This is a genomic window from Bacillus sp. FSL K6-1218 (genome assembly GCF_038006445.1).
Lineage (GTDB): Bacteria > Bacillota > Bacilli > Bacillales > Bacillaceae_G > Bacillus_A > Bacillus_A thuringiensis_S.
Map to the genome: position 1 here is coordinate 1657115 of NZ_JBBOVE010000001.1, position 25866 is coordinate 1682980.

Sequence of the window (25866 nt, forward strand, 5' to 3'; positions counted from 1 at the left end):
TTAAATTAAAAATATCGATAAATTAGGATTTATTTACTTAACATTATACTTATTTTCGGACCGAGGCATCTAATCGGTGAGTATATACAAACCAAGTAATGCTTGCTGTTAATAATGTTGACGAAATTAAAGCTGTAAGAACACTATATGTTTGCCAAATAAGTATCGTTGACCAATCGAGGGCAAAAAACATTATACACTGGGCAATCGTAGCGATTAGGAAAATAATTGTTACGATTGTTCTCTTTTTTGTCATTGGCTGCTGCTCATTCGTTTTCCTTTTTCTTAATCCTAAGAAAAATAACAGAACGGCTAATAGGCAAAGAATAATTGTGGTAGACGACAAAATGATGTCCAAAAGCTGTGTGCCGCTTATCTCATATGACTGAGTTAGATTGCCGTTTAATATATTTTTAACTTTTAGTACCAGGTTTATATTGGTATTTGCGCCGTTGCTCAGTAAGCAGATGGCTGTTCTTTCATTTGGCAGTATGGCTACTTTGGTACTAAAATTTGGATTACCCCCAGTGTGTTCTATAAACGTTTGTTCGGCGTTTACCGACCAACCTGCCGCATAATACATATCATTGACAGCCGAAACAGACATATCACCCCTATGTGATTTTTCGATAGCCCTGTGAAATATTTCGGGTATGTCCTGCACAATACCCATCTGTATGCCCATCCAACGCGCCATATCTTTTGTATTAGAAATGATATAGCCGGCAGGTTTATTCCCAGCATAATCCGGAGCGTTAAATGGAGTTGTTATAAAAAAGGAAGAACGGTAGCCCTGTGCTAACTGTCCAGTGGCTTGAGCATCTTCTTTATAAACATACGTCTGGTGAAGACCTAAGGGTATAAATACCTGCTCCTTCATAAAGTCTTCATAGCTTTGTCGTGATACAATCTCAATAACCAAACCCAATACGTCATAATTAACGGTTCCATAGTTATATTGTTCACCGGGAGAGAACGCCAATTCTGCATCTACCAGCGTTTCCACGGTCTTTTGCAACATATCAGGCGTATTACCTTGTGGAATATTTTGAAGATGTCTAATATTTGTTAGGCCGCTGGTATGGTGAAGAAAGTTATTTAGTGTAAGGTTTTGCATATCAACAGGTTTACCTTGATACTTTAACGTAAACCAAGGTAAATATTTTTGGATAGGGTCAGTCATTGATAGCAGCCCTTGCTCTTCCAATAGCAAAATCCCCATACCAGTAAAAGCTTTACTCACCGAGGCCAACTCATAGAGTGTATTTTCACTTGCAGACAGTCCCTTTTCAAGATCTGCATACCCAGAAGAAAAGTAGAACACTTCACCATCAGCAAGTATTGAGAGTGACATTCCAGGCACACCTGACGTACGACAGGCATCATCTAGCAATGCTTGTATTGCCACAGATTTCGAATCTGACAACGCATAACTTTGTGTTGCGAATCCTGAGAATAATATAAATATCGTTAATACAAAAACAATAGTCTTTTTCATACACTCTCCTTTCTGAAGAATTATAAGGGTATAAATAACTTATTTTTATAACTATAAACTAAATTCTGATTTATATTTCTATTTATCTATATAATATCAAATAATTGTGAAGAGTTACACTTAAACTAACGGGGGCGTTAGTTTAATAAGAAGTAAACAACTTTATTATTCATTTTTTAAGCATTACATAAGCAGATGGATATAATTTGAAACAACTTTAAAGAGCCTTGCTGCATATAGAATGTAGTAAGGCTCTTATCTTTTTTAGTCAAAATTCAATAACTTTATTATCACTATACAAATCAGCTGATACGAACATATCACTGTTTTGAAGATTTTTAGAGCGTAAACTATAAGCAACTACCTTCTTTTTATATTGTTTTACAACATCAACATGCTCTTCATGACTGTAAATATAAAATGTGAAATCTTTTTTACCACGTTTTGCATTGATAATTAAAGGAGTGCCTTCATTATGGGGTGGTGCATAATAGCGATCTAAAAATAAACCTTCGTTAAAATCATGAATAATTTTTGATTTCTTTTCGCCTTCTACGTTATTTCCGTGAATTGTAATAGTCACATTCTCTTCGTCAAGTTGTGGATGTGTTTCGTACTTGCTAATAATGGATTCAATAACAGTGTTAGGAAGGCTAGAAACGATAATTTTAAATGCTCCAAATACAACTAACATCACAATAAACCAAGTCGTCATAGTATATCATCCCCTTTATTCTATTTAATAATATAACTCATATGGTAATAGTACATATGGTGAAGTTTTGTATAATTTGTGAAAAATATGCCATTTTTACGAACGAAATGTTAGAAAAATCAATTTTGTTACAAAAAGTTGAAATTGAAGTATTTTAAAAGAAAAAGGTTTATAATAAAAATATAACTAATAACCACATTACTAATTATAAGGAAGTGTAACTATGAGTACTGTAGCAATCGTATATGGTATTATTCTTTCCACAATTATTGTTTTGTTTTTCGTTGGGGTCTCACGTTATATTCATAAATGGAAAGAAGGCGTTGCGAAATTAAATCACATTGAAGAAGAACTTAGTGATTTAATGTTACATCATGGTAAGTAAAATTTTTCAACTAAACAATGTGAATAATATCACAAAACATGCTCTCATCATGAAAGCATGTTTTTTTGTATAAATAATCTAATTATTACTTAAAAAGGGAAATTTATTTAGTATAATATATAATATGTTTATTTTAGGGGGAGTATCATGAGGGGATTAAAAGTTGTTGGAATTATAGCTGGAATTACTATAGTAGGCTGTATAGCTTTCTTTTCAGTGAAGGAATATGTCAATTCCAAAGAAGACTCTAATTATGTGCTAAATTACATAAAAGAACATAAGGATGATAAAACAACTTCTTTAATTGTTAAAAGAAATGGTGAAACATTGACATCAATAAATGAAAAAGAAAAACTACCGCTAGCAAGTATGTCGAAAATCGTTATAGCAATTGAATATGCTAAGCAAGTAGCTGAAGGGAAAATAAGAAAAGACGAGCAAATTTCATTGAAAGAATTAGAAAAATACTATGTGAAAAATACTGATGGTGGTGCACACCCTGCATGGCTAGATGATGTAAAAGTTAAAGAGTTAGTGAAGGGTGGTCAAACTTCTTTAGAAGAAGTAGTGAAAGGAATGATCCATTATAGTTCGAATGCGAATACATCATATTTATTGGACAAGCTTGGAGCAGCGCGGATAAATGAAAGTTTGAAAGAGTTAGGCTTAAATAGTCACGATGAATTTTATCCAACGTATACAGGGGCATTATATATGAGGGGCTATGTTGAAAAAGAACTGCATATTCCTCAAAATAAAGCATTGGACAAGCTACGTAATATGTCTAATGATGAATATGTTAAGCATGTATGGCAAATACATGAATGGATGAAAGACGAGAAAGAATGGACAAAACGCGAGATATCGTTAAAAGCCGATATGGACTTTCAACGTATTTGGTCAGATCGGTTTATAGGTGCAAATGCGAAGGATTACATGAGTTTACTGGAAAAGATAAATAGCAGAAATTATTTTACACCACAAATGCAAGGTGAGATTGAGAATATATTTAAAGGAACCGTAGGAGAGGGTATGTTCGAATTTGCTGGACAGAAAGGTGGTTCTACGGCATTTGTATTAACAAATAGTTTCTATGGTACTGATAAAAAAGGGAATAAGATTGAGATTGTCTTTATGATGAACAATTTGAGTGAAAAAGCATTTGAAAAACTTCTAAGTAATATGGATTACTTTATTCGAGATATTGCCATAAGTGAGGAATTCAGAAATAAATTATAATGAAATAATTTTATTATGTAAACAAAAGAGCGCTTATGCAAAGTGCTCTTTTTTAATACAGGATTTTCCAATCTTGTTATTGAATATAAATTGAAAATAAGAAAGAAGGTTGAAAAATGACAACAATCTATTTCGTTCGCCATGCCCATTCTACCTATACAAAAGAAGAACGGGAGCGACCTTTATCTGAAAAAGGGTACTTAGATGCAGAGAATGTAACACGCTTATTAAAAGATAAACATATTGAGGTTGTGATTTCTAGCCCGTATAAAAGAGCAATCCAAACTGTACAAGGAATTGCGCATACATATAAATTATCAATACAAACAGAAGAAGATTTGCGTGAAAGATTATTGAGCACAGAGCCGGTATCAAATTTTAATGATGCTATGCAGAATGTGTGGGAAGATTGGAGTTTTGCATACGAAGGCGGAGAATCGAATGATGTCGCACAAAGGCGCGCTGTAATATGTATGCAAAATATATTAAAACAATATGAAGGTAAGAATATTGTAATAGGTACGCATGGAAATATTATGGTATTACTCATGAATTATTTTAATTCGAAATATGACTTTGAGTTTTGGAAAACACTTCATATGCCTGATGTGTATCAATTAAATTTTGATAAAAATCGTTTCATTTCTGCTGAAAGAATAGAGAAAACAGGTCATCGGTTAAATATTTTGTAAAAGTTTATCAAAAAAAGAGGAAAGAGAGAAGTTATTGTAGAAGTATGACTTTGTAACATAAAAAATATATGTTAAAGGAGGCTGTTTACATGTTTGAGAAAGAGAAAGAAGGGCTTATTGAAGTTCAAAACGTATATGAAATTGCACCAGAAGATGGAACAATTATTGGTATGGCAACGGAAGAAGAAATGGAAATTGCTGCTGAACTAGAGTTACAGTACTATGCCCATTCTCGTTTGTTAGAAGCAAATATTCAGTTAGACGGTTCCTCCTACAAAGAGTTACTTCAGGAGTTCCAGGAGTACGAAAGAAAATCAATGAGCTTTTGGCGAGCGATACATAAACGTTTAGCTGTGCCATGGGCGTGGGTACTACGTATTGATGTTGCGAATGGCCCTATATATGTAAGTAATGGAAGTTCATATTACGAAGAAATCGATGATGAAGAAGATTATGAATAGATAAGTAAGGAAGCAGCTTTAGTTGCTTCCTTTTTTTATTTGTAAGAAATGAATTGCCTCAATAATAATATCTGGTCGATCATTTTCTATACCGTGACTAGCATGTTCGGCAAGAATATATTGGTTGTTAGTTGAGAGGTGTAATTGTTCGTGAATTAGTTCTTGCCACATTGCTTCAAGTTGTGTTGCTTCCTCTTTTGGCATGCCGCCATTAGTCAATTGAGTAATAGAATATTGAGGATCTCTACCGATAACGATTAATGGTATTTCTAATGTTTTACATAGCTCTTTTAGTGAGAGAGCACAGTTTTTCCACTCCGATAGTTCAGAAGCTGTCGCTTTATATAATGAAGGCGAGGTAGAGAATTCAATTTGCTGTTTTGATTGATCGGTGAGAATAGGTTTTAGTTCATTATAAAGTGTGTCTACATCCATTTTGGAATATATATTATATTTTTGAAACCAAACATCATCAGAATCAGTTTGATCAGAAATTGGTAAATGAAGTTCATCTAAACGGTGTAAGTTCATCGAAGTAGAATCAACTAAAATAAGTGCTTGCAGCTTATCTTCATGTAACATCGCAAAATGTTGTGCACATAATCCTCCATAGGAATGACCGATTAGAATAAGTGGCTCTTGAATAGCTAGTTTGTTTATTAACATATATAGCTCTTTTGTAACTTGCCTTATTGTACGCGGCTGATTGCCTAAATCACTTTTTCCGTAACCTGGGCGATGGTATGAAACGACTGTAAAGTGCTCTGAAAGCTTTTCTATAATAGGAAACCAATCATAAAATGAGCAACTCATTCCGGTTTGAATGACTACAGTTTGTTTACCACTTCCTTTTATATGTACTTCTATATTTCGCCCCATTATTTCTACAAATTTATGAATGTTAATTCCTCCTAAGCTTGAAATAATTTTTGAAAAGCAAAAACGATACACCAAACACCTATACCGAGTAAGACAGAGGTACTAAGTGTAAATGAATTTTTCAAACCAATATAGACGATAAATAATAGTAGTGCTGATGCGGGGAATCCATATAATACCCCTAAAGCAAATTGACTCAATTCTTGTTTATTTCCGCCTTCGAATGAAATCCAAAATAGACTAAGTAAACTCACGAGAGGAAGGGCAGCAATAAAGCCACCTATCGCACTATAATGTTTAGCGACTTCAGTAATAACGCCGATAATAAGTGCCGAAACGATTACTTTAACGAGGAAATGCATATTTTGCCTCCTTCGCTAATAACGAAAATGCTTTTTCAATTAATTGTTGTTCTTCTTTTGATAACTGTAATTCTAATATTTTTATCTTTTCTTTATCTAGTAAAGTATGTTTTTCTAATACTTCAATTCCTTCAATTGTTAATGTAAGGTTTACAACTCTTTCATCTTTTTTATTTCGCTCTTTAATGATGAAGCCCTTTTGAATAAGGCGCTTTATGTGTTCAGACGCTGTGTTATGAGAAAGACTAAGCTCAGTAGCGACTTTTCCAATTGTTATATCTTTCTCACGAGAAACGATTTGTAAAATACGAATTGTTTGGTGGGAAAGGTTGTCCTCGTATTCGTATCGTAAGTGATAATAAATGCTCTCCCAATGTTGATTAATGTTGTTCATAATAATAAATCCCCTTTTTTATATCGTATAGTAAGATATATTCGTTGTTTTAGAAATAAAATCCTTTTATTTGGATAAAAAATGTTGAAAAAGTTTATTTTTATTGAAATATAAGGTAATCTATGTGTAAAGGTATACATTTAGCAAGAGAGAGGATGATAGCTGTGAATACATTCAAATGGATTAGTCATGAACAGATGTATGTAGATGAAATACATGTTGAAAAATGTGGTCCTCTTTCAGTCGGCGTATATGGGGGAAATCAAGAGAGTGATGCATATGAACGAGGAGATGCGGTGCTGGCTTGGTGGGATCCTGAATTACAATTTGAATTTGTTATGATTTTTGATACACATCACAAAACAAAAAATATAGATTATATAATAGAAGCGATTTCGGAAAGAAAAGAAAAACTAAAAGAGTTATTCTCATATCCAATACATTTAGCTTTCCATCATACACATATGTACTTATTAGCGTTATTTACAGATGAGTTATTTATTAAAAAGTGTGATCAAGATGATGAGGAACTCGCTTGCTTAATTTGTTTACGAAAAGGCGAATTTTTATATTGGTTATCAGTTGGTGATTGTTTCGCGTATTTATTCCATTCTGAGAAAACGAAAAATGGAAAAGGACGATTAAATAAACGGAAGAATTACGAATATATTGGCAGGAAAAATATTTTTGCAGCAAATACACCTTGCTTTACGTCAGGTGTAAGAGGATTAGAAAAAGGAATGAATCACATTGTAATGGCAACGGACGGTATTTTAGAGTGTGACAAACGAAGGTTTGATGATGATCAATCTTTAGTAGAAATATTGCATGACGGAAATAGCTTGCAGATTGAGCCCGTATTAACAAATGTACTGCAGTGGAAAGGTAGAGACTGTGCCACGATTATTGGATGGTCTATTGATACTGATAATAAACAATGTGCTAATTAATATAAAAGGAGTTCAAGGTTTTTATCCTTGAACTCCTTTTTGTTAAGCAATATGGATGTGATATGTTTTCAACCATTCATTTACTTGTAGCATATACTCCATGGCACTTCTTGCCTCAAAATTGTTAATCTCTTTATTACTTTGATCAGCAATTGAAAGTAAGATGGAATGGTTAATAAGTGAGAAAATAGGATTGTTTTTATTGTTACACATATCAAGTGTTAAATTACGGATTGTTTGTAAGTAGAGTGGATCTTGTGAAGTTGGATAAGCGCTTTTTCTTCTATTGCGTACATCGTCAGGTAAAGCTGGTTGTAGTGCTCTACGTAAAATGCCTTTTTCAATATTATCAATACTTTTTATGTTGAAAGGAACATTCCATAAATATTCAACTAATCTATAATCACAAAACGGTACACGAACTTCAAATCCAACAGCCATACTCATGCGATCTTTACGGTCAAGTAAGAAAGGAAGGAATCGTGTTAAAAATAAATAAAACATTTGACGTTGTTTCGCGGATTTTTTACTTTCGCCTTCAAGAGTAGGTACTTCAAGTATCGCTTCTTGGAATCGTGTATCAATATAGTCTTCTAGATTACATTGGTTACTTACTTCATTTAGTAGAAGAGGAGATGTATTTTTCCAATTTGTTAGCCAAGGAAACTTATCTACATATAGTAGTTCTTCTTGATGAAACCAAGGATATCCACCGAATACTTCATCAGCCGATTCGCCGGATAAAGCTACGGTCGCATCTTTTTTCATTTCGCAAAATAGTAAATATAGTGAAGTTTCCATTTCACCAGCACTCGGTAAATCTTTTGCATGAAGGGGAACGAATAAGTGATTTGCTAATTCTTCAGCATTCACAATAATATCATGATGCGCTGTCCCGACATGTTCAGAAACGCGTTTTACCCAAGGAGCGTCTAAACCAGTGCGAGCAAATGTCAGTTCGAAATCTTTTGCGCTATTTACAAAGTCAACAGAATACGTATGAAGTGTTTTATTTTCAGCAGCAAATTCTTTACCCGCAAGTGCAGTAATACCGCTAGAGTCTAATCCGCCTGATAACATACAAACGAGAGGAACATCGGCAATTAATTGTCTTTTTACTGTATCTTGTAAAATAGATAAAATATGCGAAGATGTATCTTCTATAGAGTCTGTATGGAACTTACTTTCTAAATTCCAATACTTAGTAACTACTTTTTTATGACGTGTAAATGTTATAGAATGTCCAGCACGTACTTCTTGAATATGTTTAAAGACGCCACATCCTGGAGTGCGAAATAAGCCTAATCCAAATATTTCATTTATTCCATTCGCATCAATTTCAGCAGGGACAGATGGATGCGCTAATAATGCTTTAATTTCAGAGCCGAAAATAATACTGCCATTTCTTTCTGTAAAAAAGAGTGGTTTTACACCTAAATGATCTCGTGCTAAAAACAATTGTTGCTTCTGATCATCCCATAAGGCAAAAGCGAAAATTCCGTTTAAATGTCGTACGCAGTCTTCTTTCCATTCTAAATAAGCATGTAGTAATACTTCTGTATCTGAATGGGTTTCAAATGCATGCCCACATTTTTGAAGCTGCTCTCTCAGTTCACGGAAATTATAAATTTCTCCATTATAAGTAAGAGCATACGTATAATCACCAGCACGAAATGTCTTAGGCTGTGTCCCGCCTTCTGGATCAATTACAATTAAACGCCGGTGTGCAAAGGCCGCATGAGGTGAAAACCAAAATCCTTCAGCATCCGGACCACGATGCTCAATACTATTTGCCATCTTTTTTAAAATAACATGTTGATTTGAAAGGTCTTCCTTCCAATCTACCCAACCTGTAATTCCACACATACACATCTCATCTCCTAATTTTTAAAATAGATTAATGAAATAAAATGTACACTAAATTAAAGAGTGACTATATAAATAGTGTACTACATGAATTAAATTACAGACTTGAGAAAGTTTTCTTTGAATGCATAGTTATGTGAGAAAATGGCTAAGGGAAAGTATTCCATTACATACAAAAAATAAAAAAGATGAGAGAAAAAATTTTCTCAGACGTTATATAGGGTGTAAAAGCTTTTACAAAACAATAAGGGGAATCGCTACATGAAATCAAATGAGAAAAATTTTATAAAAAGATTACAGCGGCAAAAAGAAGACGCGTTAGAATTCGTTGTCGATACATACTTACCACTCATAAAGGGGATCACGCATAAAGTTCTACTTCCCATTCAAAATGATGGACTCATAGAGGAATGTATAAACGATATATTTCTTTCCATTTGGAATAACGCAAATAAATTCCATGGAGAGCTGAGTGATTTTAAAAAGTGGATTGCAGCGATTGCGAAGTTTAAAGCAATTGATTATTACCGGAAATCGACTAAAACAGTAGAAATCATTTCAGATGAGTTTCATATCAGTACAGAAAAATCAGCAGAAGACGAATTAATCGTTATGGAAGATAGGGAAGAATTATTGAAGCTCATTAATCAATTAGAACCGCTAGATCAAAAGGTGTTCATTATGAAATATTTACTTGGTATGAAGACAGAGGAAATAGGTGACAAGTTAGGATTAACTCGGGCAGCAATTGATAATCGAGTGTACCGGGGGAAAAAGAAACTACAACAAAATGCTACGAATATTAGTTTTGGAGGTAGTGCAATATGAAAGACATTTATGAACTATTAAATGATATTGATATAGATGAAAAAGAACTAGAAGAAATTGAGGCTTCTGAAATTGAAAAGGAAAAAGTAAAACGAAATGTAAAACAATCGATACGTACGAAGAAAAAGATGAAAAGTTGGAAAAAAGGTGTCGCTGCTGCATCAATTTTAGTAGGGTTATCGGTTGCAACTCTTGGTATCGGTTTTCCTACATATGCCGGGGGATTGCCAATTGTAGGTGACATATTCCGATTTTTAGATAATGGTAGAACGGGGTTATATGAAAATTATAAGGAATTTTCGACTGAGTTGAATATGACAAAAGAGAGTAATGGGGTTAAGGTTACAATTAATGATGCTGTATTCGATGGTAGAACAATTACAATTACATATTCTATTGAGAGCGAAAAAGATTTAGGAGAGAAACCGTTCCCATTTGGAAGTCCGCAAGTTATGGGCTTTGATGGCGGAGGAGGTAGTTCGAACGTTACAAAAGTTGGAGAGGGAAAATATGTAGGTATGACTACGATGAGTGGTCATGGTAGTGAAAGGTTAGATGTCGCAAATGTTTGGTGGGATATAGAGGCAATTGAGTTGGATTATGAAGGTAATGTAATAAAGGGAAACTGGAATTTCGCACTTAGTTTAAAAGCAATGGATAGTAAGGAAGTAAAAGTTAATGGGGTTTCTGAAAATGAATTAATAAAAGTAAATATAGACAAAATGGAAGTAACCCCGATGTCATATATCGTTTTTTTCAATCAGGAAGAATCTAAGGCATTAAGAAGTATATGGGATAGTGCGGATGTTGAGTTAGAAATAAAAGATGATTTAGGAAATCATTATGCTGGTGAAGGAAATGGCGGAAGTAGTACAGTAGCGGAGCCACATAAAAGTAGTTGGAGTACTACATTCAAAAAATTAAACGAAAATGCAACAAAACTTATCGTTACACCTCGCGTACACTTGCGGGTTCATACACCTGAAAATCATGGTGGAGTGGAGTATGTGAATGGAAAAGAGAAGAAAATTGAAGTGCCGAAAAAAGAAGCGAAGAGTAAAGATATTGTTCTAGATGATATCGTAATTGATTTAAAGAAATAGAAGAGAGACTGCCTAAAAACATTAGGCAGTCTTTTTTTTCGCTAAAAACTAGTTACGAGTAAAGCATGTGGATGCTGCGTTTTATATTCATCTTTCCACGGAATATTTAGTTGTTCCCACGATTCGCCGCTATCATTGGATTGAAAGACGCCATTGTTATTTAACGTGTAAAACGTATGTGGTTCAGCCTTGTTTGTCGCAAACATCGAAATGACTGTACCGATTGCAGATGGTAGTCCTTGTTGTACTTGCTGGAAAGGAGTATCTTTCGTTTTTCGATAAATATAAGATTCATAAGGGATACGGTGATGAGCGAGATCAGCACTTGGCGCGGCAGAAACTAGAATCGTATTACAATCAGCTGGATCAATTGCCATGCTGTATAAATAATGATGTTCAAGTCCTTCACTGCATGAGATCCAGCTGTTTCCATTGTTATAACTTTCAAGATATGCGCGATCAGGTCCGCCCATAAATCCGTCACCACATGATGCATAAAGGCGATTTGGTGCTTCAGGGTGCATAAGTAATTGATGAGCATCGATAGGAGCACCGAATTTTTTATCGATCCATGTATGTCCTTTATCATTACTTTGAATAACAGCACCAGCTTCGATTGAAACGTGTATTGTATTAGGGTTATTTGGGTCAACTGTAATCCAGCGTACGTGATGGGTAAAAGGTCTAGGCGGAAATGCCCACGTATAAGAGGATAATAATGATTTCATATTTTTAAGTTCAGTCCACGTTTCACCACCATTTTCAGAGCGAAATAAAGCGCTCGGTTCTGTGCCGACATAAACGACCCCATATCCGTTCACTTGTTCATTTGAGCTTATTGTTATGGAAGTGATAGAGGAGTGCAAAATACCATCTTCTTTAGGAAAATCAAAGTAACGATAGGAATCCCCAATTGGTCGCCAAGAATCCCCACCATCATCGCTTAACCATAAACCTCGTCCAAATGTTCCGCAATATACACGGTTTGGGTGGAGCGGATCAACAGCGATACAGGTAGGTTGCATATTTTGTAAGTGGTAAGTCGTTTCATAGTTATCATATTGTTCTTTCACTACAACAAGTTCACGTTCCATACAGAGAAATAAACGTTTCATTTAAGTAACCTCCTTAAAATTCTTTCATTAGTAAACAATATGAAAATAAAAAAGAAGTAGTCTTGTTTTATTTGAGAAAAAGGGATTGTCTAAAAAATAGCGAAGTGTGTATACAGAGGAAGCGGGCGTTTACAATCAGTCGATTCGGGATAAAGATGGGGAGTTTGTTTCATACTAACATACAGATATTGTACTTAAAGGAGTATAAGTATGGGACATTCGCATGATCATGGTCATTCAAAAAATAAAAAGGCGTTACTAATTGCCTTCCTACTAACAACAAGTTTTATGATTGCAGAAGTTATTGGTGGATTTGTAACAAATAGCTTAGCACTATTATCTGACGCGGGGCATATGTTAAGTGATGCGGTATCTTTAGCCTTAAGTTTACTTGCGTTTAAGCTCGGAGAAAAAACAGCAACAACTGCGAAAACATATGGATATAAGCGAGTCGAAATGTTAGCAGCATTATGTAACGGTGTCGTTCTTATTGTCATTTCGGTATACATTTTTATTGAAGCAATCCGTCGTTTTAAAGAACCAGTTGAGATTGCTAGTAATGGGATGCTCATTATTGCTGTACTTGGTTTGCTCGTTAATATTTTATCAGCTTGGATATTAATGAGAGGCGGAGATGTGAAAGGTAATTTGAATTTAAGAAGTGCTTTCCTGCACGTACTAGGCGATCTATTAGGATCCGTCGGAGCGATTATTGCAGCGCTATGTATTAAATTTTTCGGATGGACTGCTGCAGATGCGATTGCTAGTATTCTTGTGTCTATTTTAGTCATTATTAGTGGATGGCGTGTAACACGTGATACGGTTCATATATTAATGGAAGGTGCACCACAGCACATAAATGTTGAAGAGGTAAAAAGTACGTTATTAAATATTTCGATTGTAAAAGAAGTTCATGATTTGCACATATGGTCTGTCACATCGGATTTTCAAGTATTAACATGTCATCTTATTATTAAAGGGAATGAAACGCAAAGTGTATTAAAAGAGGCTACGGATGTATTAAAGGAGAAATTTCATGTAGAACATGTCACCATTCAAGTAGAGATAGATGGTGAATTTAATCATAGTGAGACAACTTGCAAAGTATGAAAGAAAAAGGATTAGAAAAAGTGTCATAACATTTTTCGCATGGCATACATATATATAATGTGGCCACAAATACTTTGTAAGGTAAATATTTCATAAGATTACTTTACTTATTAAGAATCATCTTTTATAATCAAAAGTGGTAATTGATAAAGATTATCATTTTCAATGATCGTAGAAAGGAGTTTTTTAAAAGATGAGTAGTCAACTCCGTTTTGCTGTTGAAAATCGTAAGAGGCATTTAATTGATGAGTTAATTGGAGCAGGTGTGTTTAAGATTCGCGACCGACAATTATACGAGCTGTCTTTAGAGGAATTGGAAAAAGAGTACGAAGATATGGAAGATTATGCGAATATTCAGGCGTAGCTATATAGATTAGTAAAAGGAGAGCTGGTCACGATTTTGTGTAACCAGCTCTCTTTTTATTTCGTAGAAATTATTTTTTGTATTTCTTTCATGGGACGGATCCAGTTTTGGGTCATTATTTGTTCCATTTGTTTTTCGTCCTGCTTCTGTAATGCTTGAATGATAGAGTGATGTTCTTCAATAGATTGACTTGCTGGAACAAAGTTTTGGAAAAACAAATATTCAAGACGTAAAACGTGAAGTTGCATATTTTCTAGAAAGGGTTCAATATATTGGTTTTTAGCAATAGAAGAAATTGTATTGTGGAATTGTATATCTAATTCTAAAGCTTGTTTTGCGTTTTTTTTCTCTATAGAGTGCTGAAAATGATTATTTATTTCAGAAAGTAGTTGAATATCAGCGTCTGTAATGTTTTGAAGAGCTTGCTTTCCTATAATAGAGTGAAGACCAGCCATCGTTTCATAAATGATAGATACGTCGTCTAACTTAATAGAAGCAATTTTCGTTTTTTGCCCTGGTACCATTTCCACTAATCCAGAAAGCTCTAATATTTGAAGTGCTTCTCTTACAGGTGTTCTGCTTACTCCTAGTGCCTCAGCCAATTCCCCATCATTAATTTTTTCATTGGGCTTCAGTACACCTTCAATAATCCAATTTTGTAGTTGATTTAAAACGAGTGATTTTGCTGAAATTCTTCCTGGTTTTTTATAATTTTGAGGGACAGGCATAGTGAATTCAATCCTTTCATTGTATATTTTCCTTTTTTGTATAAACAAGCTTTAATTTTTGTTTCCCTTCATCTGGCTTTTGGCCTAAGATGAGCACCATTACAATGACACAAAAAGCGCCTAATAATTGAAAAGATTGAAATGGCACGTGCAATATAAGTACAGAAGAAATAATAGCTGCGAGTGGTTCTGTGCAACCAAATAATGTTGTTTCTTTCGGAGTCAGGTATCGTATGCTGTCTAAGTATAAATAAAAGGCAATAAGTGTCCCGAAAATGACGACAAATGTGATGAGCGGTAGGGTACTTAGTTTTACATATTTCATAGTTGATAATAAAATGAATTCGTTTGTAGAAATAAAGTGTACAATCGTTACACCAATACCCCCAATAATCATGCCCCATCCAACGATAACGGAAGAAGACCATTTTTCTAACAATTCCTTTGAATATAAACTATAAAAAGCGAGAGATAATCCAGATAAAATACCCCAAATAATAGCTGGTGTAGAAACAGCCAAGTTATGAACAGACCCGTTTGTTAGTAAGAGAAAAGTGCCTACTAATGAAAGGGTAATTGAAATGAAATCAATTTTTGATGGACGAACGTTCCATTTGAAAAGTAAGTATACAGTGATGAATATAGGAGCTAAATATTGCAATAATGTTGCGACGGCAGCATTTCCTTCTTTAATTGAAGCGAAATACGTATACTGTACAGCAAGCATACCGAATAGACCAAACAAAATCATTTTAATAGCATCAGATTTTTGTTTCCAAATGCCAAATATCTCTTTTTTTCTCGTTCCGAATGAGGAAATAATGAGCAAAATAATTCCAGATATAAGTAAACGGATCGTAACTAACCATTCGGTTGAAACATTGTCATATTGAAAAAGTTGTTGTGCAGCTGTACCAGACAAGCCCCATAAACAAGCACCGATTATGACCATTATAATTCCTTTTAATCGATTTGAATCCATATGATCTAAAATTCTCCTTTCTAAAAATACAAATTGAATACAATATGCAATATATCACAGAATGACTCGTTAATAAACTGAAATTTCTAATTTGTTTTTTTATGTGTAGTAAAATATTGTAGAGGAGGGGGAGTATATGTTAGCTGGATTTTTAGTTTGTTTATTTGTTGGAGATAAAAATAAATTAGCGAAGCTTTCAGGAGCATTTTCTTATATAGTTGGAGTTGCTACTATAATATTACCGCTTGGCTTAGAAAAAATAGGGGATGTAGTTGGTATCGTATATGCTATATTAATTGTTTTAGGTACAATTGTATTTATAATTAAAGCAAACCTATTAAATAAGATTGCTATAAAGTAAAAAGGCTTCATTCTACTGAAGCCTTTTATTAATTGTTATGAAGTATAAGTAAAAGCCGGTATAGGATCAATAAATGTATTCCAATCTTGTCTCATTTCTTTTTCTGTTAATAGACAATCATCTAATGATTGTTCAATTAAAGAACAGTTCATATCAATTCCGATAAATACGAGTTCGGTTATTCGATCTCCATATTGTTTATCCCAGTTTTTCAATACTTCTGGTTCTTCTGTAATCATTTGATTTCTTTCAGTTTCAGGTAATGCCGCTATCCACTCACTGGCTCCTTGAATTGTAATAGAGGAACCTGCTTGAGATAGAAGCCCTATCATATTATTACGAGATGCCAGCCAGAAGAATCCTTTCGCTCTTACAACATCTAAAGGCCATTTTTCTAGCCAATTCATAAGGCGCTCGGGATGGAAAGGATATTTGCGGCGGTAAACAAAGGAATTGATACCGTATTCTTCCGTTTCCGGTGTATGATGGTCACTATTTAATTCTTGTATCCAGCCGGCCGATTGACTGGCTTCTTCATAATTAAATAGATTTGTGTTTAAAATTTCTTGTAATGGTACTTTGCTAAACGAAGATTCAAGAACTTTTGCATTAGGATTTAATTTTTTTAGTAAATGATGAAGCTCTATCACATCTTCTTTTTCTAGCAAATCTATCTTATTAAGAATAATTACGTTTGCAAATTCAATTTGATCTATTAATAAATCAATAACTTCCCGGGTATCATTCTCATCGATTGCTTGTTTTCGGTCTAATAAACTTTCTCCATCTGCAAAATCATCCCAAAATCTATTTGCATCTACAACTGTAACCATCGTATCGAGGCGACAATTTTTCGTTAAATCAATGTTAAGAACTTCGTCTGTATAAGTAAACGTTTGAGCAACTGGAATAGGCTCACTTATACCAGAAGATTCAATAATAATATAGTCAATATCACCATTTTCCACAAGACGATTCACTTCTATCATTAAATCTTCTCGTAGTGTACAACAAATACAGCCATTTTGAATCTCTACTAGTTTTTCCTCCGTACGTGAAAAACCACCCTTTTTTATAAGAGATGCATCAATGTTTACTTCGCTCATATCATTAACGATAACAGCTACTTTTAAGTTATTCTTATTAGTCAAAATGTGATGTAGTAAGGTAGTTTTTCCAGATCCTAAAAAACCACTTAATACAGTGATAGGTACTTTTTTCATGAAACGATCTCTCCTTTAAATCGTAATGATTACGTTTTATATTAAACGATAGGAAAAGAAAAATCAATAATAAATCATAATGATTACGATTTAAGAATAGAAATAGACTATAAAATTTGTGCTGTAGTATGAAGCATTTGGACAAGCACATGTTTACATGTAAATAAAATGGAGGCGAGAAGCTTGGTCTTTAATAGAGTTTCAAAAGAATTAGTAGGCATAGCTCTTATCGCTATGTTTCTCTTTTTATTATTTTTTGTAGATTTTACAAGTCTAGTAAATTTGCACACAAATATACCGCAGGAATGGCTGAATGTGAATACGGTATTTTTAAGTATCATTTTTGAAGCAATACCTTTTATTTTATTAGGGGTAATTGTTTCTTCATGTATTCAAGTGTTTGTGACGGAAGATATGATTCAAAAAGTAATGCCAAAATCTCCGATTGTTGCAATGATTCCAGCAGTATTTGTGGGAGTTCTTTTTCCAATGTGTGAATGTGTCATTATACCAATTGTAAGAAGGCTTATTCAAAAGGGGTTACCACTTCATGTAGGCATTGTTATTTTAATGAGTGCACCCATTATGAATCCAGTTGTTCTTTTATCTACTGTATATGCGTTTCCAAAAAATGATTACGTTGTATATGCACGCTTTGGGATAACAATTTTAGTTGCTCTATTCATAGGTCTAATTGTGTATTATTGCTATCGCGAAAGAAATGTTTTAAAAGATGTAGAGGTTTCAGTTCAAACAAGAAAAAAAAGAGTTGGAAAGATGTTATGAATCACACTGTAGATGAGTTTTTTGATACTGGTAAGTATTTATTGATTGGTGCTTTTTTAGCAAGTGTATTTCAAATGTTTTTTGATCGGAATGTAAAGGATGTGACGGGTAATAAAGCAGTAGTGGCTCGATATGGTATAACTTGTTGTATTGCGGATGCATCAGTCTGGGGGATGATTGTTACCGGGCAAAATGTTGAAAAAATTCCAGAAGAAACATGGGTGAAAATAACAGGATTATTAGATGAAACGACATATAAAGGAACAGTCTTTCCACTTGTAAAAGTAAACAAAATCGAGAAAATTAATAAGCCAAATAAACCATATGTATATGATGCTTTACCTCAATAGAAAAGAATAAATTCTTCATATTTTCATGAAATAGAATCATAATCATGGAGATAAAAAAATAAAGATAAGAGTAATTTGGTTTGTTAAAAATATGTGCAGAAGGAGTTATGCGATGAACTGGGTTACTCATAAACCATCATTTGAATTTGAAACATTTAGTCCTATTATTCGGTCACAATCTGCGTGGAGTGGACATTTAGATTTTGCATATGACTTAGTACGATTTGAAAAACCAGAAACTTTAGTTGAGTTAGGTACACATTTAGGAGCCTCCTTTTTTAGTTTTTGCCAGGGAGTAAAAGATGGAGGGTTATCGACTAAATGCTTTGCAGTAGATACTTGGGCTGGAGATGGGCATACAGGTCCATATGGAGAAGGGGTTTTTCAAATAGTAGAAAAAGTAGTGAGCGATAACTACCTTAATATAGGAAATTTAATTCGATCTACTTTTGATGATGCTGTAGACCGGTTTCAAGATGAAACGATAAATCTTTTGCATATTGATGGCTATCATACGTATGAAGCTGTTTCTCACGATTATAATACATGGCTACCGAAAGTCGCGAAAAACGGTATTGTATTATTTCATGATATTGAAGTTAGAAGTAGTGATTTCGGCGTATATAAGTTTTGGAATGAGGTAAAAGCGAAGTACCCTCATTTTCAATTTGCGCATTCATATGGACTGGGAGTGTTATTTCCGAAGGGTTGTAGTGATAAGTTTGAGGAAATACTTAAAAATAAAGAAGAAATACAAAATATGTATAAATAAAGATAGGGCATGCATCATTTTTATGATGTGTGCCCTATTTTTTATGTAGAAAATAATGGTGTGAATTAAAAAGCGAAGATAGTTGTAAAAAGTTTTATTGCAGCAAATATTAAAAAAGTTAGTATGGGATTTTTCTTTGTAAATAAAGTGAAGCTTTAATACGTTCATATCAATTCGGAATTTTACAGTAGTTAATTTCTTACCTAAGTGCTTTGCACTTACTGAATTTTGAGACGGGGGTCTTATTGGCCGAAAATATCGGGATAAATAAAAATACAACATTTTTTATATTTTTCATTGCGAAAAACGTAATCTACTTTTACAATAGAAAGGGTTGTGAATATATTATACTGGAAAAATAAATCGAAATAATATGAAAATTTTGTTTTGTCTTCGCTAATTGTATATTACATACATGTAAGACGACATACGTCATGTTATCGACTTGTAAGGAGAGAAAAAAATGAAAAGTGTAAGATTACCATCGATGCTAGAAATCATAGTTCTTTTATTACTATTTCTTGCTGTTGTCTTTTCCTTCCAAACGATTTTTGATCTCCCAATTCAATTAGCGCTATTTATTTCATGGTTTTTAGTAATTGCGCTTGGATTAAGATTAGGATTTCGTTATCAAGAATTGCAAGATGCAATTACGAAAGGGATTTCTAACGGATTAGAAGCGATACTGATTTTAATTGCAGTAGGTGCTTTAATTGGAACATGGATTGCTGGTGGGGTAGTACCAACATTAATCTATTATGGATTAGAATTTATTCACCCTAGCATATTCCTATTAGCAACATTAATTATTTGTTCTATAACTTCTATCGCAACAGGAACGTCTTGGGGAACAGTGGGAACAGCAGGTATTGCTATGATGGCGATTGGTGAAGGACTTGGTTTACCACTTCCGCTTGTTGCTGGTGCAGTTCTTTCAGGAGCTTATTTCGGCGACAAATTATCACCACTTTCTGATAGCACAGTTCTTGCAGCTTCTATGGCGAAAGTAGATGTTATTGCTCACGTTCGAGCTATGCTCGTATTAGATGTTCCAGCTTATATTATTACTAGTATTATGTTTACTGTAGCTGGTTGGATGTATGGCGGCGATAATGTAGATTTGAATCGAGTAGAATTTTTAAAAGAAGCTTTATTAAAGCAATTTGATATTAAAATATGGATGCTTGTTCCGGCGGTCATTGTTATCGTTCTATTAGCGATGAAGAAACCGTCTATGCCAACAATTGCAATGGGAGCTTTAATTGGTGCAATTTGGGCAACTCTTTTCCAAGGGATGAACTTTGGAGAGGCGATTGGAACAGCTTATAACGGATTCTCAATTCAATCTGGTGTTGAGTTTGTTGACAAGTTATTAAACCGTGGTGGAATTAACGGCATGCTTGGCTCAGTAGCCGTTATTATTTTCGGTTTAGGATTTGGTGGATTACTTGAAAAACTAGGTGTTTTAAAAGTAATCGTATCAAAATTTGAGAAGAAATTAAATTCTGCAGGTAATGTAACATTGTCTACATTAATCGTGGCATTCTTAGCTAATATATTTGGTTGTGCGATGTATGTATCACTAATTTTAACACCAAAAATTATGGAAGATAGCTATGATAAATTAAAAATAGACCGTCGTGTATTAGCGCGTAACTCAGAAGTAGGTGGAACGTTAACTTCAGGTATGGTTCCATGGTCTGATAATGGTATTTTTATGGCTGGTATTTTAGGTGTAGCAACGTTCTCATACGTTCCGTTTATGTGGTTAAGCTTCGTATCATTAATTTTAGCAGTTATTTACGGATATACAGGCAAATTCATCTGGTATGTAGATGATGCAGATAAAGGAAAGCAAGCATCATAAAATAAAAATTACCTTCTACAATATGTAGAAGGTGATTTTTTTATTTTTTAATAGCATTTGCTGAAGTTATTTCATTCTCATATTTAGCAATTTTTTGTTGTATCTTTTTTAAGTTTTTTTCAGTGTCTTGAATGAGCTGTAAGACATTGGTCTCCTGTTGTTTCATTAATTCTAACCTTTGAAGGATGGTAGATTCTCCTTCCATAGACCAGTCGATAAATTGTTTTATTTTTTGAATTGGCATACCAGTGTTTTTTAAACACAAAATCATCTCTAAATATTTCAGTGCTTCTTCATCAAAAACTCGATCTCCTTTTTCGTTTCTTTGCAGAAAAGGAAACAGTCCTTGTTTATCGTAATAACGTATTTGAGAAATAGTTAAGTGTTGCATTTTGGCGACTTGCCCAATTGTATAATACATATCATTCATCCTTTTATTACCAAGGTATAATGCCATCTTTGTTAAATATTTTACCATTATAGTTTGTTTCACTTAATGCATATTTAATAATAATTTTAGCACTTTCAGTGGTTGTATGGCCACCGGGGGAATTTCCATTAAGATCCGTAGTTGTAAAACCAGGAGTTACTCCAAATACTTCTGGACCGTTAGTGGCAAATTCTTTACTAAAAGCTAATGTTAAAGCATTAATAGCTGTTTTGGAAGAATTATATCCTAGTGTATTAATTGGATGTGTTTCACCATTAGCAAACATTGTTAGTGAGGCCATGTCAGTTGTTACATTTATTATTTTACTGTTGCTTGAATTCTTTAATAATGGTAAAAAGGCTTGCATCATTTGGAAAGTTCCAAAAAAGTTAACTTCAAATCCTTGGCGTAAAGTTTCAATATTTAATTCACTAGGTAGCGTATTGAAGTCTAATGCAATGCCTGCGTTATTAATTAATAAATGTAAATGGTCAGTCGTTTCGTAAATTTTCTTTGTTGCTTCTTGAATGGATTGTGAATTTGAAATATCTACTTGAATATAGGAAACGTTTGAAACATTTAAAGATTCTACGGCTTGTTGTCCAAGTTGTTCATTACGAGCACCTAAAAATACGTGATAATCTTTTTCTGCTAATTGACGAACAAGTTCATATCCAATTCCTTTATTCGCACCTGTTATAAAAGCATATTTTTTCATATTGAATTCCTCCAGTAGTGTTATAGTAGGTTACAATGGAAAGGATACAGCCTAAACTTAAGTTTAGGTCAAGAGGAATTTTTTTTAATAAATATAGAATATCTATATATAAGAGTGAGAATTCTTATCATTTAAGAAAAAGTCTGTTATTATAAGAGATGTAGGTATTATATTTTCAAGGGGATGAAAACATGGAGTACAGAATTGAAAGAGATACATTAGGAGAAATAAAAGTTCCAGCTGATAAATTATGGGCAGCACAAACACAACGTAGTAAAGAAAACTTTCCAATTGGAACAGAGCAAATGCCGCTTAAAATTGTAAAAGCATTTGCAATTTTAAAGAAGAGTGCAGCGCTTAGCAATCAAAAATTAGGAAAGCTATCAGAAGAAAAAGCAGAAGCAATTGTAGAAGCTGCTGATGAAGTGATTGCAGGGAAATGGAATGAACATTTTCCGCTTGTCGTATGGCAAACAGGTAGTGGTACACAGTCAAACATGAATGTGAATGAAGTAATTGCAAATCGTGGGAATCAAATTTTGAAAGAGAAGGGATCTGACTTACATATTCATCCGAATGATGATGTGAACATGTCACAAAGTTCAAATGATACATTTCCAACGGCGCTCCATGTAGCTTGTGTAATCGCAGTAGAAAATCACGTATTACCAGCAATCAGGAAATTAAAAGGAACTTTAGCAGAAAAAGTAACTGCATTTGAACATATAATAAAAATTGGTCGTACACATTTACAAGATGCAACACCGTTGACTTTAGGGCAAGAAATTAGCGGATGGCACCGTATGCTTGAAAAAACAGAGCGTATGATTGCAGAGAGCAATACATATATGAAAGAGTTAGCAATTGGTGGAACTGCGGTTGGAACAGGTATTAATGCTCATCCTAAATTTGGTGAGATGGTATCAGAGGAAATTAGTCAATTTACAGGTAAACAATTTGTTTCTGCACCAAATAAGTTCCATGCATTAACGAGCCATGATGAAGTTGTATATACTCATGGTGCATTAAAAGCATTAGCTGCAGATCTAATGAAGATCGCTAACGATGTACGTTGGCTTGCAAGTGGTCCACGTAGTGGTCTTGGAGAAATTATTATTCCAGCCAATGAACCAGGAAGCTCTATTATGCCAGGTAAAGTAAATCCAACGCAAAGTGAAGCATTAACGATGGTTGTAGCGCAAGTGATGGGGAATGATGCAACAATCGGATTTGCTGCGAGCCAAGGTAACTTTGAGTTAAACGTATTTAAACCTGTTATTGCTTATAACTTCTTACAATCAGCTCACTTATTAGCGGATGCAATTGTTTCGTTTAATGACAATTGTGCAGTTGGTATTGAAGCAGATGAAGACGTAATTAATGAAAATGTGAATCGTTCACTAATGCTTGTAACAGCGCTAAACCCACATATCGGATATGAAAATGCAGCGAAAATTGCGAAGCATGCTCATAAAGAAGGGTTAACTTTAAAAGAAGCAGCATTGCAATCTGGGCTACTAACAGAAGGGCAATTTGATGAAATTGTAGATCCAAAGAAAATGATTGCTCCAAAAGAGTAATAGAAAAAGCCAAGGTTCTTAGTATAGAATCTTGGCTTTTTTGATGTTCATTTTTATGTTTCATCTACTTGCAATACTGCAAGCTTCAAAATATATTATTGGTTAGCAGGCGTATTCATTACTTTCATCTGTGGGCAGTTCTCTTTTAAGAGTGAAATGAATTTTTCTTCTTCTTGTGGTACGAAAGTGGTCACTGAGTCAAATAAATTATAATTAATTTCTAATTGTTGCCTAGTCCATTTTTTTGAACGAAGTTTTTTGCCAGAGTACTTAATATGGCGAATGTCTTTAAATGGGATTTCAGTACGAAGTATGAAACCGTGTTTTACAACAAGAGATGATTCCGTTACGTTGTAGTGAGAGAAATAGAATGAAGAAAGATTCACGATATTTAATAGCATCATGAGAGTGAAAAAAATAGAATTTTCATTTTGGAAGAATAACGAAACGAAAAAAATAATTATAAATAATGTAATGAAAATGACGTGGAATGGATTTTTTTTCGCTTTAAATTTCAAGTTAGTCACCTCGGTATACTTGTTCTTTAACTAAATTAAATCATAACATTGTAATAAAACGTGTGAATATGCAGAATTGCATATTCACACGTTTTATTATTCATGTAAAATTTCTTGATAGGATAAATTCAAAAGAAGTTTTGTAATAGTGGAGTGACATGAAGTGACTTACAAGAATAGAAAGATAGTGTTAGTCATAATTAGTTGTATGATGATTATGAGTAGTTGTGCTAATAAATTTGTTGAAGATAGAAATCGAAAGCATACATTTGTACAAGCAAGTAAGGTTTTAGTAGAGACTGTAAATAGAATATATAAATTGAAACTTTAATCAACTGATTATTAGCCCTCACCAATCGGGCTTTTACTGGCAGCCCGGCCTCACTTAACTTCTTTGCTTCCGCTGAATTTTGATGTGGGAGTCTTACTGCCCTTAAATGCTGGATAAAAAGTAAAAGGTGTTTTCTTATACGGAAACATCTTTTTTGTAGTTGAAATTGAATACTGAAGTTTTGGAATGGATGAATACCGGTTCCATATTCACTAATCGCATATGTATTCTGTGCAATTTGCTTAACGGTAAACCAAGAGTCTTGAAGAATATCCATGTTCTATTTTACATCCTATAAAATGAATTTGTATAAACATATTCGCTTTTCGTTGTATTAAACCCTTTCGGTAGATGTTTTTATAAAAGTTTATAAAATGGGTAAACGAAATGTTGAAATGTTTGTTTGTGTTATGATAAGATGGTGAAGTGATAATAAACGTTATAGTGATTTGTTTGGTTTTTAAATAAACATTTTGAAGGAGTGTTTAGTATGAGTGATATTTCAGAGAAGTTTTGGGATGCGTCAATAGAGGAATTAAAGAAAGGGTATGTGTTTGATGGAGAAAAAGAGGAGTACATTTGCTTAGCTTGTGGTGAAACATTTATTAAAGGTGTTATTTATCAAGATAATCAAGTTTTGTATGAAGCAGAGAAGTTCGTCCGATTGCATATTCAAAATGAGCATACGTCTATGTTTGATTATTTGTTAAATATGGATAAGAAATTTACTGGTTTAACGGATTTACAAAAGAAAATGGTTCAGTTTTTCCATATGGGACTGAATGATAAAGAAATTGTAAAAGAGTTGGATGGCGGAAGTACATCAACAATTCGTAATCATCGATTTACACTGCGAGAGAAAATGAAGCAAGCAAAAGTATTTTTAGCTCTAATGGAATTATCCGAAGAAAAATCAAAAGTACAAACGAAATTTGTACCAATTCATAGAACAGCAACGATGGTGGATGATCGATACAATATTACGGAAGAAGAAAATGATGAAGTATTAAAAGCTCATTTTACAGAAGGATTAGATGGACCTCTTTCTAAATTTCCGAAAAAACAAAAGCGTAAATTAATTATATTACGTCATTTAGTAAAGAAGTTTGATAGTAATAAAAAGTATACTGAAAAAGAAGTAAATACAGTGATAGAAAATGTATACCCTGATTTCGTAACTTTAAGAAGATATTTAATCGAGTATGGATTTTTAGATCGAACAGCCGATGGAAGTCAATATTGGGTGAAGTTATAATCAT

General features: G+C 33.7%; 29 protein-coding genes and 2 pseudogenes. 17 read left to right on the forward strand and 14 right to left on the reverse strand.

Annotated features, from left to right (window positions below; translation table 11 throughout):
* Nucleotides 1–49: 49 nt before the first annotated feature.
* Both MHI26_RS08700 and MHI26_RS08705 read right to left on the reverse strand, forming a co-directional pair.
* Nucleotides 50–1498: a serine hydrolase domain-containing protein gene (locus MHI26_RS08700; protein WP_061666830.1), complete on the reverse strand. Its 1449-nt coding sequence runs from the start codon at nucleotides 1496–1498 to the stop codon at nucleotides 50–52.
* A gap of 268 nt (nucleotides 1499–1766) precedes the next feature.
* A complete protein-coding gene (locus tag MHI26_RS08705; protein ID WP_029441929.1) occupies nucleotides 1767–2213 on the reverse strand; it encodes a YfmQ family protein in 447 nt (148 codons plus the stop codon).
* Nucleotides 2214–2254: 41 nt separating this feature from the next.
* Between MHI26_RS08705 and MHI26_RS08710 the strand changes: the two genes are divergently transcribed.
* The 5 genes from MHI26_RS08710 (at nucleotide 2255) to MHI26_RS08730 (ending at nucleotide 4990) form a co-directional block, all read left to right on the forward strand.
* Nucleotides 2255–2371: a hypothetical protein gene (locus tag MHI26_RS08710; protein WP_001987133.1), complete on the forward strand. Its 117-nt coding sequence runs from the start codon at nucleotides 2255–2257 to the stop codon at nucleotides 2369–2371.
* Nucleotides 2372–2436: 65 nt separating this feature from the next.
* Nucleotides 2437–2598: a hypothetical protein gene (locus MHI26_RS08715; protein WP_000108701.1), complete on the forward strand. Its 162-nt coding sequence runs from the start codon at nucleotides 2437–2439 to the stop codon at nucleotides 2596–2598.
* Between the two features lie 147 nt (nucleotides 2599–2745).
* Nucleotides 2746–3837 carry a serine hydrolase gene (locus tag MHI26_RS08720; protein ID WP_001214676.1) on the forward strand — a complete coding sequence of 364 codons (1092 nt, stop codon included), beginning with the start codon at nucleotides 2746–2748 and terminating at the stop codon, nucleotides 3835–3837.
* A gap of 116 nt (nucleotides 3838–3953) precedes the next feature.
* Nucleotides 3954–4529: a histidine phosphatase family protein gene (locus MHI26_RS08725; RefSeq protein WP_061666829.1), complete on the forward strand. Its 576-nt coding sequence runs from the start codon at nucleotides 3954–3956 to the stop codon at nucleotides 4527–4529.
* A gap of 89 nt (nucleotides 4530–4618) precedes the next feature.
* Entirely contained in the window at nucleotides 4619–4990 is a 372-nt protein-coding gene (locus MHI26_RS08730; RefSeq protein WP_000461779.1) for a hypothetical protein, read from the forward strand.
* An 18-nt stretch (nucleotides 4991–5008) separates the two neighbouring features.
* Here the strand turns inward: MHI26_RS08730 and MHI26_RS08735 are convergent, their stop codons facing one another.
* The 3 genes from MHI26_RS08735 to MHI26_RS08745 are packed head-to-tail and all read right to left on the reverse strand — an operon-like array spanning nucleotide 5009 to nucleotide 6625.
* Nucleotides 5009–5941 carry an alpha/beta fold hydrolase gene (locus tag MHI26_RS08735; protein WP_140337837.1) on the reverse strand — a complete coding sequence of 311 codons (933 nt, stop codon included), beginning with the start codon at nucleotides 5939–5941 and terminating at the stop codon, nucleotides 5009–5011.
* Complete coding sequence (locus MHI26_RS08740; protein ID WP_061666827.1) at nucleotides 5902–6231, reverse strand: DUF3147 family protein; 330 nt, start codon at nucleotides 6229–6231, stop codon at nucleotides 5902–5904. The genes MHI26_RS08735 and MHI26_RS08740 overlap by 40 nt, the downstream gene beginning before the upstream one ends.
* Nucleotides 6215–6625 (reverse strand): MarR family winged helix-turn-helix transcriptional regulator, encoded by a 411-nt coding sequence (locus MHI26_RS08745; protein ID WP_098291624.1) that lies wholly within the window; start codon nucleotides 6623–6625, stop codon nucleotides 6215–6217. Before MHI26_RS08745 ends, MHI26_RS08740 begins: the two co-directional genes overlap by 17 nt.
* 122 nt (nucleotides 6626–6747) lie before the next feature.
* Between MHI26_RS08745 and MHI26_RS08750 the strand changes: the two genes are divergently transcribed.
* Entirely contained in the window at nucleotides 6748–7575 is an 828-nt protein-coding gene (locus MHI26_RS08750; RefSeq protein WP_002040904.1) for a protein phosphatase 2C domain-containing protein, read from the forward strand.
* A 42-nt stretch (nucleotides 7576–7617) separates the two neighbouring features.
* Here MHI26_RS08750 and asnB read toward each other — a convergent pair whose 3' ends face one another.
* Nucleotides 7618–9441: an asparagine synthase (glutamine-hydrolyzing) gene (gene asnB / locus MHI26_RS08755; protein WP_061666825.1), complete on the reverse strand. Its 1824-nt coding sequence runs from the start codon at nucleotides 9439–9441 to the stop codon at nucleotides 7618–7620.
* 261 nt (nucleotides 9442–9702) lie between these two features.
* Here asnB and MHI26_RS08760 point away from each other — a divergent pair, with 261 nt between their 5' ends.
* Together MHI26_RS08760 and MHI26_RS08765 are read left to right on the forward strand one after the other, a co-directional pair.
* Nucleotides 9703–10269: a sigma-70 family RNA polymerase sigma factor gene (locus MHI26_RS08760; RefSeq protein WP_061666824.1), complete on the forward strand. Its 567-nt coding sequence runs from the start codon at nucleotides 9703–9705 to the stop codon at nucleotides 10267–10269.
* Nucleotides 10266–11372, forward strand: coding sequence for a DUF4179 domain-containing protein (locus tag MHI26_RS08765; RefSeq protein ID WP_061666823.1), 1107 nt, complete (start codon nucleotides 10266–10268; stop codon nucleotides 11370–11372). The genes MHI26_RS08760 and MHI26_RS08765 overlap by 4 nt, the downstream gene beginning before the upstream one ends.
* 41 nt (nucleotides 11373–11413) lie before the next feature.
* On the opposite strand, the gene MHI26_RS08770 is transcribed toward MHI26_RS08765, so the two are convergent.
* The gene (locus MHI26_RS08770; protein WP_061666822.1) at nucleotides 11414–12487 is read right to left on the reverse strand and encodes a WD40/YVTN/BNR-like repeat-containing protein; all 1074 of its coding nucleotides are present in this window, start codon (nucleotides 12485–12487) and stop codon (nucleotides 11414–11416) included.
* 210 nt (nucleotides 12488–12697) lie between these two features.
* On the opposite strand from MHI26_RS08770, the gene MHI26_RS08775 reads away from it, so the two are divergent.
* Both MHI26_RS08775 and fbpA read left to right on the forward strand, forming a co-directional pair.
* Nucleotides 12698–13597 carry a cation diffusion facilitator family transporter gene (locus tag MHI26_RS08775; RefSeq protein ID WP_061666821.1) on the forward strand — a complete coding sequence of 300 codons (900 nt, stop codon included), beginning with the start codon at nucleotides 12698–12700 and terminating at the stop codon, nucleotides 13595–13597.
* A gap of 193 nt (nucleotides 13598–13790) precedes the next feature.
* The gene (gene fbpA, locus MHI26_RS08780; protein WP_000098302.1) at nucleotides 13791–13961 is read left to right on the forward strand and encodes a Fur-regulated basic protein FbpA; all 171 of its coding nucleotides are present in this window, start codon (nucleotides 13791–13793) and stop codon (nucleotides 13959–13961) included.
* Between the two features lie 56 nt (nucleotides 13962–14017).
* Here the strand turns inward: fbpA and MHI26_RS08785 are convergent, their stop codons facing one another.
* Together MHI26_RS08785 and MHI26_RS08790 are read right to left on the reverse strand one after the other, a co-directional pair.
* The gene (locus MHI26_RS08785) at nucleotides 14018–14689 is read right to left on the reverse strand and encodes a GntR family transcriptional regulator (RefSeq protein ID WP_061666820.1); all 672 of its coding nucleotides are present in this window, start codon (nucleotides 14687–14689) and stop codon (nucleotides 14018–14020) included.
* A 16-nt stretch (nucleotides 14690–14705) separates the two neighbouring features.
* Nucleotides 14706–15671, reverse strand: a complete 966-nt coding sequence (locus tag MHI26_RS08790; RefSeq protein WP_061666819.1) for a DMT family transporter — start codon at nucleotides 15669–15671, stop codon at nucleotides 14706–14708.
* Between the two features lie 160 nt (nucleotides 15672–15831).
* Here MHI26_RS08790 and MHI26_RS08795 point away from each other — a divergent pair.
* Nucleotides 15832–16032: pseudogene (locus MHI26_RS08795) on the forward strand (DUF3784 domain-containing protein); the annotation flags it as partial.
* Nucleotides 16033–16067: 35 nt separating this feature from the next.
* Here the strand turns inward: MHI26_RS08795 and MHI26_RS08800 are convergent.
* The gene (locus MHI26_RS08800; RefSeq protein ID WP_061666818.1) at nucleotides 16068–17255 is read right to left on the reverse strand and encodes a GTP-binding protein; all 1188 of its coding nucleotides are present in this window, start codon (nucleotides 17253–17255) and stop codon (nucleotides 16068–16070) included.
* A gap of 183 nt (nucleotides 17256–17438) precedes the next feature.
* Here MHI26_RS08800 and MHI26_RS08805 point away from each other — a divergent pair, with 183 nt between their 5' ends.
* The 4 genes and pseudogenes from MHI26_RS08805 to nhaC all read left to right on the forward strand — a co-directional run bounded on the left by MHI26_RS08805 (nucleotide 17439) and on the right by nhaC (nucleotide 21030).
* Nucleotides 17439–18041, forward strand: a complete 603-nt coding sequence (locus MHI26_RS08805) for a permease (protein ID WP_419196891.1) — start codon at nucleotides 17439–17441, stop codon at nucleotides 18039–18041.
* 80 nt (nucleotides 18042–18121) lie between these two features.
* Nucleotides 18122–18391, forward strand: a pseudogene (locus tag MHI26_RS08810) (TIGR03943 family putative permease subunit); the annotation flags it as partial.
* A 112-nt stretch (nucleotides 18392–18503) separates the two neighbouring features.
* Nucleotides 18504–19163 carry a class I SAM-dependent methyltransferase gene (locus MHI26_RS08815; protein ID WP_061666817.1) on the forward strand — a complete coding sequence of 220 codons (660 nt, stop codon included), beginning with the start codon at nucleotides 18504–18506 and terminating at the stop codon, nucleotides 19161–19163.
* Nucleotides 19164–19626: 463 nt separating this feature from the next.
* Entirely contained in the window at nucleotides 19627–21030 is a 1404-nt protein-coding gene (nhaC, locus tag MHI26_RS08820) for a Na+/H+ antiporter NhaC (RefSeq protein WP_061666816.1), read from the forward strand.
* A gap of 40 nt (nucleotides 21031–21070) precedes the next feature.
* Here the strand turns inward: nhaC and MHI26_RS08825 are convergent, their stop codons facing one another.
* On the reverse strand, nucleotides 21071–21451 hold the full coding sequence (locus MHI26_RS08825; RefSeq protein ID WP_000291861.1) for a MerR family transcriptional regulator: 381 nt from the start codon (nucleotides 21449–21451) through the stop codon (nucleotides 21071–21073).
* Between the two features lie 16 nt (nucleotides 21452–21467).
* Entirely contained in the window at nucleotides 21468–22178 is a 711-nt protein-coding gene (locus MHI26_RS08830; RefSeq protein WP_061666815.1) for an SDR family NAD(P)-dependent oxidoreductase, read from the reverse strand.
* A 191-nt stretch (nucleotides 22179–22369) separates the two neighbouring features.
* Here MHI26_RS08830 and fumC point away from each other — a divergent pair, with 191 nt between their 5' ends.
* Complete coding sequence (fumC, locus tag MHI26_RS08835) at nucleotides 22370–23758, forward strand: class II fumarate hydratase (protein ID WP_061666814.1); 1389 nt, start codon at nucleotides 22370–22372, stop codon at nucleotides 23756–23758.
* Between the two features lie 95 nt (nucleotides 23759–23853).
* On the opposite strand, the gene MHI26_RS08840 is transcribed toward fumC, so the two are convergent.
* Nucleotides 23854–24276, reverse strand: coding sequence for a PH domain-containing protein (locus MHI26_RS08840; RefSeq protein WP_000669073.1), 423 nt, complete (start codon nucleotides 24274–24276; stop codon nucleotides 23854–23856).
* A 230-nt stretch (nucleotides 24277–24506) separates the two neighbouring features.
* Complete coding sequence (locus tag MHI26_RS08845) at nucleotides 24507–24884, reverse strand: hypothetical protein (protein WP_061666813.1); 378 nt, start codon at nucleotides 24882–24884, stop codon at nucleotides 24507–24509.
* A 213-nt stretch (nucleotides 24885–25097) separates the two neighbouring features.
* On the opposite strand from MHI26_RS08845, the gene MHI26_RS08850 reads away from it, so the two are divergent.
* Nucleotides 25098–25862 carry a DUF2087 domain-containing protein gene (locus MHI26_RS08850; protein ID WP_001280280.1) on the forward strand — a complete coding sequence of 255 codons (765 nt, stop codon included), beginning with the start codon at nucleotides 25098–25100 and terminating at the stop codon, nucleotides 25860–25862.
* Nucleotides 25863–25866: the final 4 nt, after the last annotated feature.

What these genes read in the sequence shown, in the direction of transcription:
- MHI26_RS08775 (WP_061666821.1), top strand. Translation starts at nt 12,698, where the DNA reads ATGGGACATTCGCATGATCATGGTCATTCAAAAAATAAAAAGGCGTTA.
- MHI26_RS08825 (WP_000291861.1), bottom strand. Translation starts at nt 21,451, where the DNA reads ATGTATTATACAATTGGGCAAGTCGCCAAAATGCAACACTTAACTATT.
- MHI26_RS08770 (WP_061666822.1), bottom strand. Translation starts at nt 12,487, where the DNA reads ATGAAACGTTTATTTCTCTGTATGGAACGTGAACTTGTTGTAGTGAAA.
- MHI26_RS08760 (WP_061666824.1), top strand. Translation starts at nt 9,703, where the DNA reads ATGAAATCAAATGAGAAAAATTTTATAAAAAGATTACAGCGGCAAAAA.
- MHI26_RS08750 (WP_002040904.1), top strand. Translation starts at nt 6,748, where the DNA reads ATGTGTAAAGGTATACATTTAGCAAGAGAGAGGATGATAGCTGTGAAT.
- MHI26_RS08740 (WP_061666827.1), bottom strand. Translation starts at nt 6,231, where the DNA reads ATGCATTTCCTCGTTAAAGTAATCGTTTCGGCACTTATTATCGGCGTT.
- nhaC (WP_061666816.1), top strand. Translation starts at nt 19,627, where the DNA reads ATGAAAAGTGTAAGATTACCATCGATGCTAGAAATCATAGTTCTTTTA.
- MHI26_RS08725 (WP_061666829.1), top strand. Translation starts at nt 3,954, where the DNA reads ATGACAACAATCTATTTCGTTCGCCATGCCCATTCTACCTATACAAAA.
- asnB (WP_061666825.1), bottom strand. Translation starts at nt 9,441, where the DNA reads ATGTGTGGAATTACAGGTTGGGTAGATTGGAAGGAAGACCTTTCAAAT.
- MHI26_RS08800 (WP_061666818.1), bottom strand. Translation starts at nt 17,255, where the DNA reads ATGAAAAAAGTACCTATCACTGTATTAAGTGGTTTTTTAGGATCTGGA.
- MHI26_RS08790 (WP_061666819.1), bottom strand. Translation starts at nt 15,671, where the DNA reads ATGGATTCAAATCGATTAAAAGGAATTATAATGGTCATAATCGGTGCT.
- MHI26_RS08715 (WP_000108701.1), top strand. Translation starts at nt 2,437, where the DNA reads ATGAGTACTGTAGCAATCGTATATGGTATTATTCTTTCCACAATTATT.
- MHI26_RS08720 (WP_001214676.1), top strand. Translation starts at nt 2,746, where the DNA reads ATGAGGGGATTAAAAGTTGTTGGAATTATAGCTGGAATTACTATAGTA.
- fbpA (WP_000098302.1), top strand. Translation starts at nt 13,791, where the DNA reads ATGAGTAGTCAACTCCGTTTTGCTGTTGAAAATCGTAAGAGGCATTTA.
- MHI26_RS08815 (WP_061666817.1), top strand. Translation starts at nt 18,504, where the DNA reads ATGAACTGGGTTACTCATAAACCATCATTTGAATTTGAAACATTTAGT.
- MHI26_RS08700 (WP_061666830.1), bottom strand. Translation starts at nt 1,498, where the DNA reads ATGAAAAAGACTATTGTTTTTGTATTAACGATATTTATATTATTCTCA.
- MHI26_RS08850 (WP_001280280.1), top strand. Translation starts at nt 25,098, where the DNA reads ATGAGTGATATTTCAGAGAAGTTTTGGGATGCGTCAATAGAGGAATTA.
- fumC (WP_061666814.1), top strand. Translation starts at nt 22,370, where the DNA reads ATGGAGTACAGAATTGAAAGAGATACATTAGGAGAAATAAAAGTTCCA.
- MHI26_RS08845 (WP_061666813.1), bottom strand. Translation starts at nt 24,884, where the DNA reads ATGGATATTCTTCAAGACTCTTGGTTTACCGTTAAGCAAATTGCACAG.
- MHI26_RS08785 (WP_061666820.1), bottom strand. Translation starts at nt 14,689, where the DNA reads ATGCCTGTCCCTCAAAATTATAAAAAACCAGGAAGAATTTCAGCAAAA.
- MHI26_RS08745 (WP_098291624.1), bottom strand. Translation starts at nt 6,625, where the DNA reads ATGAACAACATTAATCAACATTGGGAGAGCATTTATTATCACTTACGA.
- MHI26_RS08705 (WP_029441929.1), bottom strand. Translation starts at nt 2,213, where the DNA reads ATGACGACTTGGTTTATTGTGATGTTAGTTGTATTTGGAGCATTTAAA.
- MHI26_RS08765 (WP_061666823.1), top strand. Translation starts at nt 10,266, where the DNA reads ATGAAAGACATTTATGAACTATTAAATGATATTGATATAGATGAAAAA.
- MHI26_RS08730 (WP_000461779.1), top strand. Translation starts at nt 4,619, where the DNA reads ATGTTTGAGAAAGAGAAAGAAGGGCTTATTGAAGTTCAAAACGTATAT.
- MHI26_RS08830 (WP_061666815.1), bottom strand. Translation starts at nt 22,178, where the DNA reads ATGAAAAAATATGCTTTTATAACAGGTGCGAATAAAGGAATTGGATAT.
- MHI26_RS08710 (WP_001987133.1), top strand. Translation starts at nt 2,255, where the DNA reads ATGGTAATAGTACATATGGTGAAGTTTTGTATAATTTGTGAAAAATAT.